Genomic DNA, 21,783 nt, shown 5'->3' with positions numbered 1-21,783 from the left:
TATGAAAAAAAAACTAATCATTATTGGAATAGAATCATCATGTGATGAAACCGCCGTTTCCATTATTAAAAATAGATATGTATTATCAAATATTATCATTCATCAAGAAATTCATAAAAAATATGGAGGAGTTGTTCCTGAATTAGCTTCTAGATTACATGATAAAAATCTTCCAATAGCTGTTCGTAAAGCTATTCATACCGCAAAAATTAACCAAAATGAAATTGATGCAGTATCTTTTACTTTAGGACCTGGATTAATAGGATCTTTATTAGTAGGAACTTCTTTTGCAAAATCATTATCAATGGGTCTAGGAAAACCTTTATTAACTGTAAATCACATTCAGGCTCATATATTGACTCATTTTATAAAAAATGCTAATATAAATAATAACTATCCAAAATTTCCATTTTTAAGTTTAGTAATAAGTGGAGGACATACTCAAATAATAAAAGTAAATGATTTTTTTCAAATGAAAATATTAGGAAGTACTTTAGATGATTCAGTAGGCGAAGTTTTAGATAAAATAGCTATAAAATTAGGATTTTATTATCCTGGAGGTCCTATGATAGAATTTTTTTCAAAAAATGGAAATTGTAAAAAGTTTGGTTTTTCCAAACCATATGTAAAAAAATTAAATTTTAGCTTTAGTGGATTTAAAAACCATGTTTTACAATTTATTAAAAAAAAATCAAAAGACAATCCATGTTTCATAAAAGAAAATTTATCCGATTTATGTGCTTCTATTCAGAAAATAGTAGCAGAAATTCTTTTGGAAAAAGTGCAAAAAGCAACTATAAATACTGATATTTTTAGAATCGTATTAGCAGGAGGTGTTTCTTCTAATAACGAAATTAGAAAAACATTTATTTCTTTTGCAGAAAAAAACAAGAAATGGGAAATTTTTATTCCAAAAAATCAATATACAACAGACAATGGAGCAATGGTAGCTATAACAGGATTATTAAAATATAAAAAAAAATTATTTGATTCTATTCATGTTACCCCATATTCAAAATTTAAAATTTTTTAATTTTACTTATACTTCACATGTGCAAATCAAATTTCGATCTCCATATCCATCATCAATACGATTTATTGATGGCCAAAATTTTCTATATCTAACCCAATATAATGGATATGCGGCTTTTTCTCTACTATAAGGAAAAATCCATTCATTATTAGTTAATATATTTATATCATGTGGAGCATTTTTAAAAACATTATCTTTTACAGAAAATTTTTTATCTTCAATTTCTTGAATTTCTTTTCGTATATTGATTAGTGTTTCAATAAAACGATCTATTTCTTCTTTAGATTCGCTTTCAGTTGGTTCTATCATCATACATCCTTCTACAGGAAAAGATATAGTAGGAGCATGATATCCATAATCCATCATTCTTTTTGCTATATCTATAATTTCTATTCCTATAGATTTAAAAGTTCTACAATCTATAATGAATTCATGTGCCACCATATTATTTTTTCCCACATATAATATATTATAAAATTTTTTTAATTTTTCTTTTATGTAATTAGCGTTGAGGATAGATATTTCTGTACATTTTTTAAGACCATATGGTCCTAACAAACGTATATATGCATATGATACAGTTAAAATTAAAGAAGATCCATAAGGAGCAGAAGATATCGTTAGTTCTTGTATTTTCTTTTTTTCTTGTCTTTTGATTGTTTCCTTTTTTTGAAAAGGATGATTAGGAAGAAAACATTTTAAATGTGGAGCTACGCAAATAGGACCCATTCCAGGTCCACCTCCTCCATGAGGAATAGCAAAAGTTTTATGAAGATTTAGATGACAAATATCAATACCTAAATCAGATGGTTTCATCAACCCTACTTGAGCATTCATATTTGCACCATCCATGTAAACTTGTCCTCCATTATCATGAATAATATCTATTATTTCTTTAATATGTGTTTCATATACCCCATGAGTAGAAGGGTAGGTAATCATTAATACAGATAAAAAATCTGTATTTTCTTTTACTTTTTTAAACAAATCATTTCTATCAATAGATCCATTATCTTTTGTTGCTATGGGAATTACTTTCATTCCTGCCATGATTGCTGAAGCAGGATTAGTACCGTGAGAAGAAGAAGGAATTAATGCTACACATCTTTGATGTTCTTGTAACGAATAATGATAAGATTTTATAACCATAAGTCCAGCATATTCTCCTTGAGCTCCTGAATTAGGTTGTAAAGAAATTCCAGAAAAACCAGTGATTTCTTTTAAATATTTCTTTAAATTTTTAATCATAAATTGATATCCAATGGCTTGCTTATCAGGGGCAAACGGGTGTACATCTCTCCATTCTTGTTGACTCAAAGCGAATAACTCCGTAGAAGCATTCAATTTCATAGTACATGATCCAAGTGGAATCATTGAATGGGTTAAAGAAAGATCTTTTTTTTCTAATCGTTTTATATAACGCATTAATTCAGTTTCTGAATGAAACTTATGAAAAATTGTATGATTTAAAAAGTTAGAAGTTCTTTTTAAAGAACCAGGAAATTTATATTCTTCTTCATTAATTTTCGGATTGTAATTATACTTATTTTTTTTTTGTTTGTTTCCATAATAAACTTCATGAAATATAGATAAAATATGATATAAATCTTTATGACATGTAGTTTCATCCAAAGTGATAGTTAAATGTTTTTTATCTACATATCTAAAATTAGTTTTTTTTCTTTCTGCTACCTCTTTAATTTTATCTAAAAAATTTGTTTTTATTCTGATGGTATCGAAGTAAAATGTATTTATCTGAGTAATAAAATTTATATTTTGAATTAATAGGCATTCTAACTTCTTCGTAGATTGATGAATACATTTTGCTATTTCTATTAATCCTTCTTTTCCATGATATAAAGCATACATAGAAGCCATAATAGCAGGTAGTACTTGGGCTGTGCAAATGTTAGAAGTCGCTCTTTCTCTTTTTATGTGTTGTTCTCTAGTTTGTAAAGACATACGAAATCCTTTCCTATTTCTTTTATTATCCATGGATATTCCAATAATTCTTCCAGGAAGAAAACGTTTATATTTTTCATGTGTAGAAAAAAAAGCGGCATGTGGCCCTCCATATCCCATAGGGATCCCAAAAGATTGACTAGATCCTACAACTACATCTACTCCCCATTCTCCAGGAGGTTTTAATAAAGATAAAGATAAAATATCTGTAGAAACTATTACTGATATATTCTTTTTTTTTGCGTATTCAATTGTTTCTCTATAATCATAAACTTCTCCTAAACAAGAAGGATAAGAGATAATTAATCCAAATATTTTTTTATTATTATATTTCAATAAATTTTTATGAGAGTCTCTAATAAAAGGAATTCCTAAACCAAAACATCTGGTTTTCAAAACGGAAAAAGTTTGTGGAAATATTTCGTCTGAAATAAAAAAAGAATAATCATTATTTATCTGTTGTTTTTTTATTTTCTCTTGATAAATCATAAACATAGCATCTGCTGAAGCAGTAGATTCATCCAACATAGAGGCATTACTTATTTTCATACCAGTAAGATCTGAAATCATCGTTTGAAAATTAATCAAAGCTTCCAAACGACCTTGAGATATTTCTGATTGGTAAGGAGTATAGGGAGTATACCAACTTGGATTTTCCAATATATTTCTTTGAATTACACTTGGAGTGATAGTATTTTTATATCCTAATCCTATATAAGAACGATAAATCATGTTTTTTTTACTTATTTTACGAATATGATTTAAATATTTATACTCAGAAATAGAATGGGGGAGGTTTAGTTTTTGTTTAAAACGTATTTCTTCAGGAATAGTTTTTATGATAAAATCTTTTATAGAAGAGCATTTTAATTCTTTCAACATTTTTTGAATATCATCGGAAGATGGCCCTATATGTCTAAAATAGAATTTATTTCTTCTTACGTAATTCTCTTTCATAAAAAATAGAAATTGTATTTTATTTATATTTATGGATACAAATTTAGATAAATAAGTAAAAAAATAACATGAAAGTTACTATTATTGGATCTGGAAACGTAGGAGCATTTTGTGCTAGTTTATTAGCCCAAAAAGATATTGTAAGAAAAATTGTTTTGTTAGATATTAAAGAAAAATTATCTGAAGGTAAAAGCTTAGATATTTCTCAAATGTTGCCTATTATCCATTCGAACACTGAAGTTGTTGGGACTACTAGTGATTATTCAAAATCTGAAAATTCAGAAATAATTATTATCACTAGTGGTATAACTAGAAAGCCTGGATTAAGTCGTGATGATTTATTGAATATTAACGAAAAAATTATTCATTCTGTTACTAAAAAATCTATTTATTTTTCTCCAAAATCTAAATTTATTATAGTATCTAATCCACTTGATGTAATGACATATGTCAGTTATATGACCGCTAAAGTCGATTCTTCTCGAATAATTGGAATGGCTGGAATATTAGATTCTATAAGATATCGCTACTTTCTATCAAAAAAATTAAAAATTTCTCCTAATGATATACAAACTTTATTATTAGGAGGACATGGAGACTCTATGGTTCCCTTATATAGATATACTTCTATATCTGGAATTCCCCTACAAGAATTTCTTTCAGAAAGAGAAAACGATGGGATCATTGAAAAAACAAAAAAAGGAGGAGAAGAAATAGTAAATTTATTGGGAACATCTGCTTGGATGGCTCCTGGAGCATCTATTGTAGAAATGGTGGAAGCTATTTTGAAAGATTCTAAACGTATTTTTTCATGTTCCGTTTTTTTAAACGGAGAATATAATTATAAAAATATATATTTAGGAGTTCCAGTTATTTTAGGAAAAAATGGAATAGAAAAAATTATAGAATTACAATTAAATAAAAAAGAAAAAAATCTTTTAAATAAATCTGCAAATCATATAAACAACATGATAAATAAACTGAAATTATTTTAAATAAAAAAAATATCTATGTTTTTTTCTATAAATTTTATTTTTCTATAAATATTAATAATTCTCCTTTTTTGTATATTATTTCTATTTTTTTTTCACAAGTTTCATTTCTTATCCCTATATTTTTACCTATTTTTAAAAATCCATTATTGATGGGATACTTTAAGCCATATGTTTGTAGTCCTTCTACTATAGGAAATGGAAATAAAGATATTTTTTTTTTCTTATTTTTCTGAAAAAAGGTTTTTTTTTCAGAAAAAAAATAAGTATGATATTGATCATGAAAGATAATAGATAACTTTTTTTTATATTTTAAAGCTACAGATAGATTTCCTAAAAAATGATCCTGTTCTTTTCCACTTCCTCCCCAAACATTTATATTAAAAAATCCTTTTTCATAAATTATATTTAATGCTTTATCAAAATCGGTATATTTTTGATCACAAGTGATTAAAAAATTTTTTTCTTTAGGAAAATCTTTTTTTAAAAGAGAATCAAAATCTCCAATAATATAATCTACTGAAATCCCATGTTGATTCAAATAGTAAAATGCTCCATCAACAGCAAATATTTTTTCGTAAAGAAAAATTTTTTTACATAAAAAAGGAGTCTTTTCTCCATTAAGAAACAATCCAATTTCTGGTCCTTTAAAACGATGATTCATTTCTTTTATTTATTTGAAGAACCGATTCCCTAGATAAACTTTTTTTACCATAGAATTTTGCATAATTTCTATACTACTTCCATGTTTCAAAATTTGACCTTCAAACATTAAGTAAATGCGATCTGTTATTGTAAAAACTTCTTGTACATTGTGATCCGTTATTAATATACCTATATTTTTTTTTTTTAGAGAAAAAATAATTTTTTGTAAGTCTTCTATAGCAATTGGATCAATTCCAGAAAAAGGTTCATCTAAAAGAATAAATTTAGGATTTATGGCTAAACATCTAGCAATTTCAGTTCTTCTTCTTTCGCCCCCAGAAAGAAGATCTCCACGATTTTTTCGTATATCTTGTAATCCAAATTCCTCGATTAATTTTTCCGTTATTTTTTTTCTGTTTTTGTAAAACTTTTTTTGCATTTCTAATATGCATAAAATATTATCTTCTACAGACAACTTTCTAAATATAGATGATTCTTGTGATAAATATCCAATTCCTTTTCTAGCACGTAAGTACATAGGTTTTTCTGTAATATCTTCTTCATGAAGAAATATTTTTCCCATATCTGGTTTTATAATTCCTACTATCATATAAAAAGAAGTAGTTTTTCCAGCGCCGTTTGGTCCAATTAATCCTACTATTTCTCCCTGATTTAATTTGAAAGAAACATTTTTTACTACATATTTATTTTTATATTTTTTGTACATATTTATAGCGGTTAAAGTCATGATATTATCAATTATTTATTTATATTTTAATATTATTTTGATATTAGGATATCTATGATAAAAAAGTGTCTTTATTATTTTTTTTTATTTACTACATTAATATATAGTTATTTTTCTTATGGGTTAGATAAATTAGGAGGAATTGCTGCTGTAGTAGGAAATGAAATTATTTTAAACTCTGAAATAAAAAATTATGATTGTAATGCTTTCAATCATTTTCTCATTCAGAAATTAATGCTTGATTATGCAAAAAAAGATAATAGTATACAAATAAGTGACCAAGAATTACAATTACGGATTCAATCTTTTTTTTCAGAAATGAAGAAAAAATATGTCGATCAAGAAGAATTGATAACAACACAGTTTAAAAAAAAAGAATTTTTACAAGAATTAAATGAAATTATTAAGAATCAACAATATATAGAAATTTTACATAAAAAAATTACGGATTCTGTGGATGTGACCCCTGAAGAAGTAAGAAAATTTTTTCTTAAAAATGAAAACAAAATACTTTTTGTTCCTAAACAAACATGTATTTCTTATATAGTTTTTTATCCAAAATGGAGTTCATTGAAAAAAAATAAAGTTCTTAACTTCCTAAAAAAAATAAAAAAAGAAATACATACTGATGAAGATTTTTCTACACAAGCTATTTTATTATCAGAAGATAATAAAACTGCATTACATGGTGGATTAATGAAAGGAATAAAAATCAATGATTTACCAAAAGAATTTAAACATGTTATTTCTTCTTTGAAAGAAGAAGAAATATCTGAACCTTTTGAAACAGATTTAGGGTTTCATTTAATAAAACTAGAAAAAAAAAGAAAAGATGCAATTGATATAAAACATATACTTATTAAACCTAAATATACAAAATATGAATTAGAAAAAACAAAATTATTTGCAGAGTCTATTAGAAAAGGAATAATTAAAAAGAGATTATGTTTAGAAAACATGTCTAATCATAATAATGAAAAAATTTTTAGTTATATAGTACGGAATAAAATTTGTATTGAAGAAACTCATCTTTCCGAAAAGATGAAAAAAATATTATTTTTTTTAAAAAAAGGAGAAATATCTAATCCTTATAAAGAAATTATGAATAATAAAGAAGTATTTGTAATAGTAAAATTATTAGACACAGTTCCTTCTTATCCTATTTCTTTTGAAAAAGATTATACAAGATTAAAAAATTTTGTAATAAATGTAAAAAAAGAAGATGAAATAAAAAATTGGGCAAAAAAAATATTAAAAAAAACCTATGTAAAAATTAATTGCACTTAATTTTTTTTACTAAAAGATTCTTTATACAAACCAGCATAATAACCATTTAATTGAATTAATTGTTCATGAGAGCCTTGTTCTACAAGACATCCTTTATCAATTGCTAATATTTTATCTGCGTTTTCTAATGTCGAAATGCGATGAGTAATAATAATAGAAGTTTTATGTTTAGTTAAAAAATCTGTAGCATGATAGATCCTTTTTTCTAACTCTTTATTTAAAGAGGTAGTAGCTTCATCTAATATAAGTATAGAATAAGGATGCATTTGAACTCTTAAAAATGAAATTAATTGTTTTTCTCCAAGAGAAAGCAAACCTCCTCGTTCTTTTACAATATACTGATATCCATTAGGAAGTGATTTTATAAACCTATGGATTCCTATTTTTCGTGCCATATTTTTTATTTGTTCAATACTTATCGAAGGATTTCCTAAAGTAACATTATTTACAATAGAATCATTAAACAAAAAAGTATCTTGTGTAATAACTCTTATATGAGATCTAAGATTATTAAGTTCAATATCTTGAATAGAATGTCCATCAATATAAATGATCCCTTTTTTTATTTCATACAATCTAGAAATTAAATGAGTAATAGTAGATTTTCCTGAACCTGTAGATCCTACTATAGCTACTTTTTCTCCTGGATTAATTTCAAAAGAAATTCCATTTAATACTGTTTCTTTTTCAAGATAAGAAAAATGAACATTGTTAAATACAATATGTCCTCTTAATTTTTTTAAACGTAAGTTTCCTTGATTAATAATAATATCCTCATAATTATTTAATATAGAAAATATACGTTCTATTCCTGCTATTCCTCTTTGTATAATATTAAATCTATCTGCTATTTGTCGCATAGGACGAAAAAGAAGATATATAAAAAAAATAAAAGCAATAATTTGTCCTGGTTGAATATTTCTTTTTTCAATTGCATGAAATCCTCCATAAAAAATAACTATACTTATAGTTATTGCAGAAACTAGTTCTACTATAGGAAAAAAAACAGAAAAATAAAAAATGGTTTTAAAATGAGCATTCATTAATTTTTTATTAATAGACTTAAATTTTATATATTCTTCTTTTTCTTTATGAAAAAGTTGAATAATAGACATTCCTATAATATTTTCTTGTAGAAAACTATTTAAAAGAGATGTTTGAATACGTTCTTCACGAAAAGTTTTTTTTAATGTTTTTTGAAAGAATCGTATAATGATATACATAAAAGGAATTGTAAAAAAAACAATAAAAAATAATTGATGATGGACAGTATACATCATAATTATAATCATGATAATTTTTAAAACATCTCCTGAAACAAGTAATATTCCATCATTAAATATGACAGTTATAGTTTCTATATCAGATACAGAATAAGAAACCAGTTTTCCTATTGGAGTTTTATTAAAAAAAGAATTTTTGAAATGTAGTAGTTTATTAAATAAAAGAATTCTAATTCTTTCGATAACGTTTTGAGCTAATACATTAGAAAGATACAATAAAATAAAATGAAAAATGCTTTCCAAAAAAAGAAGTATAACAATCACCATTAATATATTTTTTAGTCCAAAAAAATCTTTATAAATAAGATGAAAATCTATCGCTTTTTGTATTAATTTAGGACGATAAGCAGAAATGAAGGATATCAATATAGAAGTAATGATTGTTGATACTAGTATAAATTTATAATCCAAACTAATTTTAAGAAGTTGTTTTAGAGAAGATTTTTTATTTTTCAAATTGTTTTTCATTTTTTCATAGGATAATATCTTCTGGATAAGTAATTTTTGTAAGAAATAATCCACGTGCAGGAATTATTGGACTACAAAAATTAGAATTTTTGGATTCTATAATTTTTATGAATTCACAAATACTAATTTTATTTCTTCCTACATCAATCAATGTTCCAATAATAAATCTAACCATAGATCTTAGAAATCTATTGGATTCAATAGTAAAACATAAAATATTGTTATGAACCGACCAAAAAGCATAACTTATTTGACAGATATTATTTTTTCCTATTTCAGAAAATCCTTTTTTACAAAAAGAACTAAAATCCTTATATTGCATTAATTTACTGGAAGCCGCATTCATTTTTTCAATATTTAATGGATAAAAACAATACCAAGAAAAATCTTTTAAAAAAGGATCTTTTTCACGTATTAAGTAATATTTGTATGTTCGTTTAATAGCATGAAATCTTGCATGAATATTTTCTTTTACCGGAAATATCCTATATATTTTAATAGATTTTGGTAAGAAAATATTTATTCTCCTAATAAGATCAGTACTTATTTTCTTTTCATAATCGAAGTGTGCAAACATTTGTTTGGCATGCACTCCTTTATCTGTTCTACCAGCTCCTACTACATTGATCGATTTTTTTAATAATTTGGATAAACAGTATTCCAATTTTTCCTCTACGGTATTTACTTTTTTTTGTATTTGCCATCCATAGAAATATTTTCCATTATAAGCTAATTCTATGAAAAATCTCAATTACATTATTTTTTTTAAATTTTATTTAAACATTCAACAATAATGGAACATCCTTTTTGAATTTCTTTTTTTGTAATAGTTAATGAAGGAGAAATTCGTAAAGCATGACTATTAAATAGAAAACGAAATAAAATTAATCCTTTTTTTATACAATTTTTGAATACTTTTTCCGATAAATTTGGATTTTCTAGATCAAAAGATAAAAGGAGCCCTTTTCCATTAATACTTTTTATTTTATCATGAACTAAATATTTTCTAATCCACTTTTCTTTCATAGATACTTGTTCCATTATATTAGAATTTACAAGTTGATCTAAAGTAGCTAAAGAAGCTGAAGCCGATACGGCATTTCCTCCAAAAGTGCTTAAATGTCCTAAAGGAACGGAATCCAAAAAAGTTTTCATAATTTCTTTGGATGAAATTAATCCGCTAATAGGCATTCCTCCTCCCATTCCTTTTCCCATGACCAAAATGTCAGGAATTACCCCATAATGTTCAAAAGCAAAAAGTTTTCCTGTTCTTCCAAATCCAGTTTGAACTTCGTCTAATATCATTAAAGCTTTTTTTTTATAACACTGGTCTTTAACTTTTTTTAAAAAATCATTATTCGGTAATATAATTCCATAAGAACAAGGAATGGTTTCTAAAATTACACAAGCGGTTTTTTCTGTAATAGAAGAGATCAAATCTTCTATATGATTAAATGTTATAAATTTTACTAAAGGAAGTAAAGGTCTAAAAGGTCTCTTTTTATTTTCATATCCCATAATACTCAATGATCCGTGGGTACTACCATGATAAGACCATTTACAAGATATTATTCTTTCTTTTTCAGTATAACATTTTGCTATTTTTAAGGCTAGTTCTACAGCTTCTGTACCTGAATTCAATAAATATGTAGAAGTCAGTGGATATGGAGTGTTTTCCGATATTTTTTTACAAAGCATAACACAAGGGCTTTGTATAAATTCTCCATACACCATAGTATGTAGATATTTATCTACTTGTTTTTTTATGGCTTTTTTTATTTTTTTATTTCCATGTCCTAGTACATTGACAGAGACCCCTGATACAAAATCCAAATATTTTTTACCATCTTTTCCATAAATATAATTTCCATCAGCATAATCCACTATAATTTTCATAGGATAAGGGTTAACCTGAGTTTGATACTGAAGGAAGTCCTTTTCTAATTCTTTTTCTTTCATAAAAGAAGAATTTAGTTCTATTTTTTTATTATTTTTTTTATTTCTTTTTGTTCTAATAGATTTTGTATTCTGTATTTTTCTATTTTTTTATAAATTTTATTTATGTTGGGCGTTTCTTCTTTTTCTTTCCAATAGAATTTAGGAAGAAAAAAAAATTTTTTGGGAGTATCTTTATCTACGGGAATTAATTCTGAATGGGATCTATCCGTAAAAAAAACCTTTTTTATATTTTTTTCTTCATTCCAATCTATATATAAGTTTTCACAAAAAGATTTATGAATCCATTTTTTTCCATTATAAGTAGGAATAAAGATTAGGATTTTAGTATTTCCTTTAGTTATAATTTTTTTCAAAGTATTTTTTTGGTTAAAAAAACCAATCATTATTTGTCCTTCTATTTGATTGAATTCTTGTAAATTTATTCTTTCTATATAAGAAGCATTTTTTATAATATTTATATATTTTATTGAATAATTTTTTTCTTCAAAATGAATAGAAATAGAATTTCCGGAAAATTGCTTATTTTGAAACCAAAACATAGGATTTCCATCAAGTTGAATATAATTTTTAGAAAAATCTAAATTAAAAATCTGGCATTTTCCTTGAATTTGTTCATTTGGAAAAAAAATTTTAACAGAAAATGCTTGAATTAAATGTATAGAATTTTTTTTTAAATTTATTTTTAAAGTATCTGAATCAATAATAACTGAATCTTTTTTCAATATTTTTATGATTTTAGGATTTTCTTTTAAAAGAAAAAAACCATGATTCAAATTAAAGTTTACAGATCCTCCCATCAATAAATATTTTTTATTAGAATCTTCTAAAAAAATATCTCTAAGAAATCCACTTTGTTTTTTTTGATCAAAAAATAAATTTTTTCCTCTTACAATTTTTCCATTATAATGAATACTAATGTTTTTTTTAAAAACAAATATCTTTCTATGAAGAAAAAATAGTGTTTTTTGAGCATATAAAAAATTATTTATATCTTTATTTTGTCTTATAAGAATTGGATCATCAAAATTTATTTGATTTTTTATAAATAAATATTCCAATGTTTTTGTATATAAAGTATAATTTTTACTCATCAATTTTATTCCATATTTTAATTCAGCCTTTTTTTCTGATTCAGAAAAATAACCTTCTTTACTAGATATAGTATATTCATCGTAATAAATAATTCCGCCATTTTTATAAAAAATTTTTTTTATTTCTAAATTATATTCTAACATATTAGTAGTTAATTTTATGTTTTCATTATCAAAAAATAGAACTACATTATCTACAGCTTGTAGTAATTTTTTTCTAATATTATAATTTATTGTATCAGCTATTAATTTTTTTTTACCTTGATTGAACCTTACTCTTCCAGATAATTTTAAATAATGAAAATATTTTCCCACATATATATTTTTAGAAATGATTTTCTCTTTTCCTGATTGTAATTGAACGTTTCCAGAGCCATAAAATTCATTATTTTTATAAATGGCTTTATCACAAAATAGATGTAAATTATGATATTTTATATGAATATTTCCTCTTAAAAAAAAAGAATTTTCATTATTATTTTTTTCTATACAATCAGCATGAATTAACTTTATTTTTTTTTTATAAAAATTAGAAGAAAATCCTTCATAAAGAAAAATAAAAAAAAAAAAAAATAAAAAACAATATTTCACAATTTTTATTCTATTTTTTTTTGTATGCTATTAAAGATATTTCTACATTAGCCCTTTTTGGTAATCCTGAAACCTGAACAGTTTCTCTGGCTGGATAATCTCCTTTATTGAAAAACCTAGAATAAACTTCATTTATTATAGAGAAATCATTCATATTTTTTACAAAAATAGAAGTCTTAATAACATCTTGAAATCCCATTTTATTTTCTAAAAGAATAATTTTTAAATTATTCATTACATAATTTGTTTCCATTTCTATGGAATTTCGAATCAATTTATTCGTTTCAGATTCTACTTCTATATTTGCTATTTGTCCAGAAACAAATAAAAAATTTTCTACAAAAATACATGTACTATACGGTCCATAAGATGGAATTTTTTCTATTAAAAACTTTTTTGGTTTCATCGGTCATCTAATTTTTTTTCATTATATTGAATATAATCACTTAAATTTTTATCTTTAATTCCTATAAAAAAAGACCATTTATTCATAGGAATCCAATTAAAACTCATTTTGAAACTCCTTAAATCTCTATAACAAGTAATATTAGAAAATATAATTTTTTTATTGTATAAATCATATTTTACATTAATATCAATTTTCCAATATTTTGTAATTTTCATGGATCCATTGATACATAAAAATGTATCAAATGATTTTTTTTTGTTGATATATATATAATTAGATTGAAAATCGATTTTTAAATTAAACGGAATTGGATATTTTGCATAATTTTTTCTATCGAAAAAAAAATAATCATAACGATTTTCTCCTTTTTTATTGTATTTATTCTTTCCATGAAAAAAATTAGTATCATAATTATAATTACAATAAAAAGAGAGATGCATCTTTTTTTCTTTTTCAAAATTAATCTCTCCTTGATATCTGACTTCCAAGTCATTGTATAGTTCTATTTTTCCATTTAACAAAAGATTGTTCCATTTGATAAAACTAGGGTTAATAATAAAGGAAGTCTTTAAATTTTTAATAATTCTTATTGTTTTATATTTATTGAATTGAATATCTAAATTATTATTCAATATAAGATTTATTGTTTTTTCTAAATGACTTTTTACATTATGAAAAACATTAGGAAAATATCTTATATGAAAAGATAACATAGGATCTATTTTATGTTCCAAAAAAATACTATTTTTCTTTAATTTTAAAGTCCCATAAAAAGGGATAATGATGATATCAGTTGAAAAATCTATTTGATGAAAACTTGAAAAAGATGGATAAAAATCTAGATATTTCCATGTATAAAATTCTTCTAAAAATAATTTTGGTACAATTTTTACGTAAGGATAAAAAAAAGGAAAATAAATAGACATATTCATCTGATGATTTAATATTGTCTGAAAAGATATTTTTTGATAATAATAATCCATTAAATTATGAATAGATACTTTGCTATCCGTTTTTATATGACGTAAAAAATAGTTTTCTCCAAAAGTAGAATCCTTTATATGAAATATGAACTCTGGAATTATAAATCTTGTTTTTACTTTATGATTATCATTTTCTTGTATCATATATGCATCCATAAATAATAAATAATTCGAAAATTTTTTTCTTATATGGATATATGAAAAATCTTCATTCTCATGATTAGTAAATAAGATATTTTTATTATAATTAATATTTGCATTAAAATTGATTTTAGAACCGGATTTAAAATCTTGTATGTGTTTCCATTGAAATTGATAATTGGATTTATTTTCTACCGTATATTGATAGTTAAAATAACCATGATAAGATGATTTCAATTTATATTCTATTTTTGTTTTTAAATTCCATTTATTAGTATGATGTATAGAACCAAATATTTTGAAATTAATAAAATCATAAATTGGAAAAAAAAATCCTATGTTTTCTATATAAATTTTATTATTTTGGATTCCAAATTTTGGATACATTATTCCGTAAGAAACTTCGTTATGTTGCTTTTTAAAAGGAATAAATAAAAAAGGAAAAAATATTGGCATAGGAACTTGATACCAATAAAAAAAAATTGGTCCGGATAAAATATACTTTCTAGTATTATTATTAAAATATTTTATGTAATCTGTTTGTAAGTAGAAATCAGGATGATTATCTTTCTTTTTTATAAAAAAAGGATCCGATATGTATGTTACTTTTTTTAGTAAACTTATATTATTATCTTTTTTTATAATATTATTGGCTATAATTATATAATCTTTTTCTTGTACATAAAAATTTTTGATTTCTATTTTTTTACTTTTTAAATTTGCGTAAATATTATTGGAAATATATTTATGATTTCCTTGTTCTACAACAATAGGGTTTTCTTTTTGAATAGCATGTATATCTCCACTTTTCCAATTAAATTCAATATAATCTGCTTTAATTTTTGTATCATTATATTCTATGTTAGCTTTTCCTTTTAAATAAGAAATCCCTTTTTCTATATTATGTTCTTGGATATTAGAATCATATTTTATAATATCTTTATATAACTTATTTTCTAAATTAGGAAAGATAATATTTTCGTTTTTTTTATTATCGTTTGCATAAACATAAAAAACGAATAAAAAAATAAAGAATATCATTCTAATATTAATAGAAATTAAAAAATTCATAATTTTTACGAATGAAAATCTATTTTAATAATCTAATTTTTTTACATATGACTTATCAATACATGATCCTAATATTTCTAAAATAGTCAAATTAAATATAGGATGATTTTGATTTGGACTAATTTCACACATAGGTAATAAAACGAATTTTCGTAAATGCAATAAAGGATGTGGAATAGTTAATGTAGAACTACATATAATCATATGATCATAAAATAAAATATCTATATCTATTTCTCTATTTTTATATTCTTTTTTTATTATGGAATCTCTTCTTCTTCCTATAAGATATTCTATATCAAATATTTTTTCTAAAAGATCAATAGGAGAATGATCAGTTTTTATATGTAAAACTCTATTATAAAAATAAGATGAATTCTTCATATTCCAAGCTTCACTTTGAAAATATGAAGATTTTTTAATAATTTTTCCTATTTTATTGGATATTAAAATTATAGATTCATCCAAATATTTTTTTCTATTTTCTTTGTTACTTCCTTGTAATAAAAAAATATCATGTTCCTTCAAAAGAAAAAATTTCTATGAAACATTTAATATACTGAAAAACTGTAATTTTATTTTTAAATTTAGGGATATATTCTTGTAAAAAAAAATATTCATGGGATTAGTAATAGATTTTATGAAAAATATCTTTACTCAAGAGATCGCTATAGATTTAGGAACAGCTAATACCCTTATCATGCATAATAATAAGGTTATAGTCGATTTACCTTCAATAATAGCTATAGATGTCAGGACAAATAAAGTATTAGCTGTAGGAGAAGATGCTAAAAAAATGCAAGGAAAAACACATGAAAATATCAAAATATACAAGCCATTAAAAGATGGAGTTATTGCAGATTACCAAGTAGCAGAACTTATGATCAGAGAATTCATCAATAAAATTCCAGGTGTAAATAATAAATTTTTTACTCCATCATTGACAATGGTGATTTGCATTCCATCCGGAATTACAGAAGTAGAGAAAAGAGCAGTAAAAGATTCTGCTCAACATCTTAATGCTAAAGAAGTATATTTAATTGAAGAGCCTATGGCTGCTGCTATAGGATCTGGAATCTCAGTAACTAAAGCTGAAGGGAACATGATCATTGATATAGGAGGAGGAACTACAGAATGTGGTGTTATTGCTTTAGGTGGAATAGTTTGTCAAAAATCTATAAAAATAGCCGGGGATGTTTTTACTAATGATATAGCATATTTTTTACGTTCTAAATATAACTTCTATATCGGAGAAAGAACAGCGGAAAAAATCAAAATAGATATAGGATCTGCAATGGAATCTCTAGAAAACCCTCCTGAGGATATTCATATACAAGGAAGAGATCTTCCAACAGGAAAACCAAAAGAAATAAATCTTTCTTATAAAGAAACTATTCCTGCTCTTGATAAATCAATTTTACGGATTGAAGATGCTGTAATGGAAACTCTTTCAAGAACTCCTCCAGAACTTGCTGCAGATATTTATAAAACAGGAATTTATATGGCAGGTGGAGGTTCTCTTTTAAGAGGTTTAGATAAAAGAATATCTAAAAAAACGGGCCTTCCCGTTTCTTTAGTAGAAGACCCTTTAAGGGCTGTAGTTAAAGGAACTGGAGTCGCTTTAAAAAACATTGACAAATTTACATTTTTAATGAAATAGGTAAAAAAAGTTTATGCGTGAATTTTTCAATTTTTTTTTAAAATGGCGTTTCTTGATTTTCTTCCTTCTATTAGAATGTTTCGCTATTTTTCTTTCTTTTTCTAATTCAAAATTTCAACAATATATTTATTCAGGATCTTCCAATTTTATGATTGGAAAAATTTATGAAACTATTTCTAGATTACATAGTTATTTTTTATTAGAAATTGAAAATAAAAGACTATTAAATGAAAATCAAAAATTACGAAATGCACAAATATCTTATAAAATAAAAAAAATATCTAAAGATTTTAAAGAAGAAAATATTGAATATATACAGCAATATACTTTTACCCCTGTAAAAATTATAAATAACAGCATTCATGAACAAGAAAATTATATAACTATTAATAAAGGAAGTACAGATGGAATAAAATCTGATATGGGAATTATATTATCCGATGGAATTGCAGGAATTATTATTAAAACATCTCCAAATTTTAGCATCGCTATTTCTCTTTTAAATCCAAAAATTAAAGTAAATGCTAGATTAAAAAAAAATAAATATTTTGGAATTCTAAGTTGGAATGGATTAGATCATAAACATGTTGTTTTATATGATATACCCAGATATTCCATTATACATAAAGGAGATATCGTAGAAACAGATGGAAAATCTGCAACTTTTCCTGAAGGAATTCCTATTGGAATAGTATCTTATTATCAACTAGATGAAACACATGCTAATTATATTATAAAAGTAAAACTTATGGCTGATTTTTCTACTATAGAAAATGCTTATGTAGTTAAAAATTTATTAAAAAAAGAATGGACAGATGTTCATAAAGTTGAAAATAAATAATGAATTTAGTCAAATATTTTATTGTTTCCATATTTTATATTATTATTCTTTGTTTAATTCAAATATCGATATTGAATCCTTCTTTTATAGGATGTTTTTCTTATATATACATCCTTTTTATATTAGTATATCCATATAATGGAAATAATGTTTTATTTTTACTTTTATCTTTTTTTATTGGTTATATTATAGACAATTGTTTAAATACAGGAGGGATTCATGCTTTTTCCACTACTTTATCTGCTTTTTTAAGACGAAAACTATTACAATTTTTTGATGGGAAAAGTTTTATTATAAATAGAAAGGATTTCTCAATTGATGAATTACCTTTTATTAGAAAAACATTTTATATTTTTTCATTGATATTGATACATCACTTTTCCTTATTAATCTTAAAAATTTTTAAGGGAACTGCTTTTAGTATCATTCTTTTATTAAGAACAATATTTGATAGTATTTTTACAACAATTTTATGTATTGTATATTTTTTTTTGAAAAAAAAACGAAACATTGAGAAAATTACATAGATTTTACCTATTGTTAGGTACTATAGGGCTCATTTTTATAGCTAGATTATTTTATCTACAAATCTATACGGAAAAGTATATCCTTAATGCTTTTAATACTTCTATTAAACAGGAAATTATTATACCTGAAAGAGGATCTATTTTTGATAGAAATGACAAATTACTAGTTTTTAATAAATCTATTTATGAATTAATAGTAATTCCTATCCTTGTAGATGAACGTTTTAATATGATAGAATTTTGTGATCTTGTAGGAATTACAACAAATACTTTTTATAAAAAATTATCAAAAGCCGCGGCTTATTCTAAATATTTACCATCTGTTTTTCTTCCTTTTATTTCAAAAGAGAAATTCGCTACTATACAAGAAAAACTTTATAAATATAAAGGATTTGATTGGACAAAACGTTCTCTTAGAGATTATAAAGTAGAAAGTTCTTCTAATATTTTAGGATATATAGGGGAAGTAACTCCAAAAGATATTAAGAAAGAATCTAATTATTATCAAATAGGAGATTTTATTGGTTGGGCTGGAGTAGAAAAATCTTATGAAAAAATATTGAGAGGAAAAAAGGGTATAAAATATTGGTTAAGAAATAGAAAAGGATGTATCATAGGGAGTTATAATAATAGTAAAAATGATATAAAAGCTATTAGAGGAAATGATATTTCTTTGACTGTTGACTGGAATTTACAAAATTACGCAGAACAATTAATGTATCAAAAAAAAGGAGGGATAGTTGCAATAGATCCTAAAAATGGAGAAATACTAACCTTAGTGTCTAGTCCTATAAATAATCCTAATCTATTTGTAGGAATGAATCGATCTAAAGAATTTATAAAATTAATGAAAAATACGATAGATAATCCTTTATTTGATAGAACAACACAAGCTCGTTATCCTCCAGCTTCTCCATTTAAATTATTAACGGAATTAGTTGGTCTTCAAATGGGAGTAGTAGATATTAATACGACTTTTATATGTTATAAAGGATTCAAATATGGAAAAAAAAGGATCCATTGTCATTCTGGGATTCATGGATTACCCATAGGAATAGAAACAGCTGTTGCTGTTTCTTGTAATAATTATTTTGCACAAGTTTATAAACGAGTTATTGAAAAATATCCTAAAAATCTTACTAAAGGAGTAAATGAATGGAGTGATATTATCAAAAGTTTTGGATTTGGTAATTATTTATATAATGATTTAGCAACAGGGGAAAAAGGAGTAATTCCTTCTGGAGATTATTATAATAAAAAATATGGAATAACAAAATGGAATGCTATAACTATTATTTCCAATGGTATTGGGCAAGGAGAAATTAATGTTACTCCTATACAGTTAGCAAATATGGTTTGTGCTATAGCAAACAAAGGTTTTTTCTATACTCCACATATTGTTAAACGGATCAATCATCAACCTATATGTAATCCTAATTATACTAAAGCTAAGTATACTAAAGTAAAAAGTAAATATTTTGATCTAATTATAAATGGAATGGAAAAAGTTTTTATAATTGGAACAGGAAAAAGTTTTAAATCGTTTGATATTAGAATGGCTGGAAAAACAGGTACCTCTCAAAATTTTATTAAAGTTAATAAAAAAATAATATCATTACCTGATCATTCTATTTTTATATTATTTGCTCCAGTAAAAAATCCTAAAATAGCCGTTTCTGTTATCATAGAAAATGGAGGATACGGATCTCGTTGGGCTGGTCCAATAGCTAGTCTCATTGCAGAAAAATATATAAGAAATCATGTGGATAGAAAAAGTCTAGAAAAAAAAATTCTAACCTCAGGATTACAAAATGTATATGATCGTATAGCAAAAATGAAAAAATTGAATAATTCTTATACAAAAAATTCTTTTGATAAAAAGAAATAAAATCTTATTAAGAAATATAGATTGGTGGATTGTAATCATTTATGTTTTTTTTATTTTTTTTGGATATATAAATTTATATTCCGTTTCTTCTGAAAAAGCAGAAAAACAATTAATATGGATTTTATTAAGTTTTATTTTTATATTTTTTGTTTTTTTATTTAAACCAATTCATTATAAATCTTTTACTCCTTTTTTATTTTTGTTAACCTTACTTCTATTAATAGGAGTCTTTTTTTTTGGTAAAAATATAAATGGCTCCAAATCTTGGTATGTTTTCGGGCCTATTAGTTTTCAACCTTCTGAATTATCTAAGATATCAACATCTTTAATGATAGCTCATATTTTGAGTCGAGATAATATAAAAAATAATAATAAAACATTATTATATATATTTATTATATTAGTTTTTCCTGTTACTCTAATATTTTTTCAGCCAGATCCAGGTTCATCCATAGTATTTTTTTCTTTCATTTTAACTTTATATAGAGAAGGTTTATCTTTTTATTTTATATTTTATTTTTTATTTTCTATTTTTCTGTTTTTTATTTCATTAAGTGTATCTCCTTTTATTGTTATATTGTTTTTATTTATAACTTTTCTTTTTTTTGTAAAGAAGAACATATTATTTCTTGATTTCTTTTTTTATATATTTTTGTTTATCGGTTTTTCTATTTTTTCCATATTTTCTCCATTTATTTTTCAAAAATTATTGAAACAACATCATAAAGATAGAATCAATATTATATTTAAAAATGAATTTGATAGAAAATATAGAGATAATGTAGGATATAATTTATTATATTCTAAGACAGCTATTGGCTCTGGAAGACTTTTTGGAAAAGGATATAAGAAAGGAACGGTAACAAAAGGAAAATTTGTTCCAGAACAACATACTGATTATATATTTTGTACTGTAGGAGAAGAATGGGGTTTTATAGGTAGTATCCTATTCATAATATTTTATTTGTTATTTATTAGTCGTATTTATTTTTTATCGGAAAGACAAAAAGATATTTTTGGAAGAATTTTTGGATATTCAGTTGGAAGTATTATTTTTATTCATCTCATTATTAATTTAGGAATGGTAATGGGGTTATTTCCTACAATAGGAATTGTTTTACCTTTTTTTAGTTATGGAGGTTCATCTCTTTGGTCTTTTACTATTTTATTATTTATATTTATACGAATAGATGCATTTGATCAAATTAGTTTAATATGAAAAAATTTCCTAATTTTAGGAAAATTTT

General features: G+C 24.1%; 18 protein-coding genes. 8 read left to right on the top strand and 10 right to left on the bottom strand.

Translation table 11 applies throughout. The features are described from left to right. Window position 1: 1 nt before the first annotated feature. Window positions 2-1,033 (top strand): tRNA (adenosine(37)-N6)-threonylcarbamoyltransferase complex transferase subunit TsaD, encoded by a 1,032-nt coding sequence (gene tsaD / locus H0H63_RS00130; RefSeq protein ID WP_185858547.1) that lies wholly within the window; start codon window positions 2-4, stop codon window positions 1,031-1,033. A 6-nt stretch (window positions 1,034-1,039) separates the two neighbouring features. Here tsaD and gcvP read toward each other — a convergent pair whose 3' ends face one another. Further along, complete coding sequence (gene gcvP / locus H0H63_RS00125; RefSeq protein WP_185858546.1) at window positions 1,040-3,952, bottom strand: aminomethyl-transferring glycine dehydrogenase; 2,913 nt, start codon at window positions 3,950-3,952, stop codon at window positions 1,040-1,042. 68 nt (window positions 3,953-4,020) lie between these two features. On the opposite strand from gcvP, the gene mdh reads away from it, so the two are divergent. Then, entirely contained in the window at window positions 4,021-4,947 is a 927-nt protein-coding gene (gene mdh / locus H0H63_RS00120) for a malate dehydrogenase (protein ID WP_185858545.1), read from the top strand. 34 nt (window positions 4,948-4,981) lie between these two features. Here mdh and H0H63_RS00115 read toward each other — a convergent pair whose 3' ends face one another. Together H0H63_RS00115 and lptB are read right to left on the bottom strand one after the other, a co-directional pair. Next, window positions 4,982-5,608, bottom strand: coding sequence for a thiamine diphosphokinase (locus tag H0H63_RS00115; protein ID WP_185858544.1), 627 nt, complete (start codon window positions 5,606-5,608; stop codon window positions 4,982-4,984). A 9-nt stretch (window positions 5,609-5,617) separates the two neighbouring features. Continuing rightward, complete coding sequence (lptB, locus tag H0H63_RS00110; RefSeq protein ID WP_185858543.1) at window positions 5,618-6,337, bottom strand: LPS export ABC transporter ATP-binding protein; 720 nt, start codon at window positions 6,335-6,337, stop codon at window positions 5,618-5,620. 54 nt (window positions 6,338-6,391) lie between these two features. Between lptB and H0H63_RS00105 the strand changes: the two genes are divergently transcribed. After that, a complete protein-coding gene (locus H0H63_RS00105; RefSeq protein WP_185858542.1) occupies window positions 6,392-7,624 on the top strand; it encodes a peptidylprolyl isomerase in 1,233 nt (410 codons plus the stop codon). On the opposite strand, the gene H0H63_RS00100 is transcribed toward H0H63_RS00105, so the two are convergent. Genes H0H63_RS00100 through folK form a run of 7 tightly spaced genes read right to left on the bottom strand, consistent with a single transcriptional unit; the run spans window position 7,621 to window position 16,148 of the window. Beyond that, window positions 7,621-9,375: an ABC transporter ATP-binding protein gene (locus H0H63_RS00100; RefSeq protein ID WP_185858541.1), complete on the bottom strand. Its 1,755-nt coding sequence runs from the start codon at window positions 9,373-9,375 to the stop codon at window positions 7,621-7,623. The genes H0H63_RS00105 and H0H63_RS00100 overlap by 4 nt on opposite strands. Window positions 9,376-9,379: 4 nt before the next feature. After that, a complete protein-coding gene (gene truA, locus H0H63_RS00095) occupies window positions 9,380-10,126 on the bottom strand; it encodes a tRNA pseudouridine(38-40) synthase TruA (protein WP_185858540.1) in 747 nt (248 codons plus the stop codon). A 14-nt stretch (window positions 10,127-10,140) separates the two neighbouring features. After that, complete coding sequence (locus tag H0H63_RS00090; protein WP_185858539.1) at window positions 10,141-11,334, bottom strand: aspartate aminotransferase family protein; 1,194 nt, start codon at window positions 11,332-11,334, stop codon at window positions 10,141-10,143. 17 nt (window positions 11,335-11,351) lie between these two features. After that, complete coding sequence (locus H0H63_RS00085) at window positions 11,352-13,016, bottom strand: OstA-like protein (RefSeq protein WP_185858538.1); 1,665 nt, start codon at window positions 13,014-13,016, stop codon at window positions 11,352-11,354. A 10-nt stretch (window positions 13,017-13,026) separates the two neighbouring features. Then, entirely contained in the window at window positions 13,027-13,422 is a 396-nt protein-coding gene (locus tag H0H63_RS00080) for a Rid family detoxifying hydrolase (protein ID WP_185858537.1), read from the bottom strand. Continuing rightward, on the bottom strand, window positions 13,419-15,620 hold the full coding sequence (locus tag H0H63_RS00075; RefSeq protein ID WP_238784405.1) for a putative LPS assembly protein LptD: 2,202 nt from the start codon (window positions 15,618-15,620) through the stop codon (window positions 13,419-13,421). Before H0H63_RS00075 ends, H0H63_RS00080 begins: the two co-directional genes overlap by 4 nt. A gap of 24 nt (window positions 15,621-15,644) precedes the next feature. Then, window positions 15,645-16,148, bottom strand: a complete 504-nt coding sequence (gene folK, locus H0H63_RS00070) for a 2-amino-4-hydroxy-6-hydroxymethyldihydropteridine diphosphokinase (protein WP_185858536.1) — start codon at window positions 16,146-16,148, stop codon at window positions 15,645-15,647. A 91-nt stretch (window positions 16,149-16,239) separates the two neighbouring features. Between folK and H0H63_RS00065 the strand changes: the two genes are divergently transcribed. Genes H0H63_RS00065 through rodA form a run of 5 tightly spaced genes read left to right on the top strand, consistent with a single transcriptional unit; the run spans window position 16,240 to window position 21,755 of the window. Further along, window positions 16,240-17,280, top strand: coding sequence for a rod shape-determining protein (locus H0H63_RS00065; RefSeq protein WP_185858535.1), 1,041 nt, complete (start codon window positions 16,240-16,242; stop codon window positions 17,278-17,280). 13 nt (window positions 17,281-17,293) lie between these two features. Beyond that, window positions 17,294-18,121 (top strand): rod shape-determining protein MreC, encoded by an 828-nt coding sequence (mreC, locus tag H0H63_RS00060; RefSeq protein WP_185858534.1) that lies wholly within the window; start codon window positions 17,294-17,296, stop codon window positions 18,119-18,121. Further along, on the top strand, window positions 18,121-18,648 hold the full coding sequence (locus tag H0H63_RS00055) for a hypothetical protein (RefSeq protein WP_185858533.1): 528 nt from the start codon (window positions 18,121-18,123) through the stop codon (window positions 18,646-18,648). Before mreC ends, H0H63_RS00055 begins: the two co-directional genes overlap by 1 nt. After that, entirely contained in the window at window positions 18,632-20,536 is a 1,905-nt protein-coding gene (mrdA, locus tag H0H63_RS00050) for a penicillin-binding protein 2 (RefSeq protein ID WP_185858532.1), read from the top strand. The genes H0H63_RS00055 and mrdA overlap by 17 nt, the downstream gene beginning before the upstream one ends. Beyond that, window positions 20,520-21,755, top strand: a complete 1,236-nt coding sequence (gene rodA / locus H0H63_RS00045; RefSeq protein ID WP_185858531.1) for a rod shape-determining protein RodA — start codon at window positions 20,520-20,522, stop codon at window positions 21,753-21,755. Before mrdA ends, rodA begins: the two co-directional genes overlap by 17 nt. Window positions 21,756-21,783: the final 28 nt, after the last annotated feature.

It is taken from the genome of Blattabacterium cuenoti, assembly GCF_014251655.1.
GTDB lineage: Bacteria > Bacteroidota > Bacteroidia > Flavobacteriales > Blattabacteriaceae > Blattabacterium > Blattabacterium cuenoti_I.
Note: the sequence above shows the minus strand (reverse complement) of the source record. Positions and strands in the feature narration are given on the sequence as shown.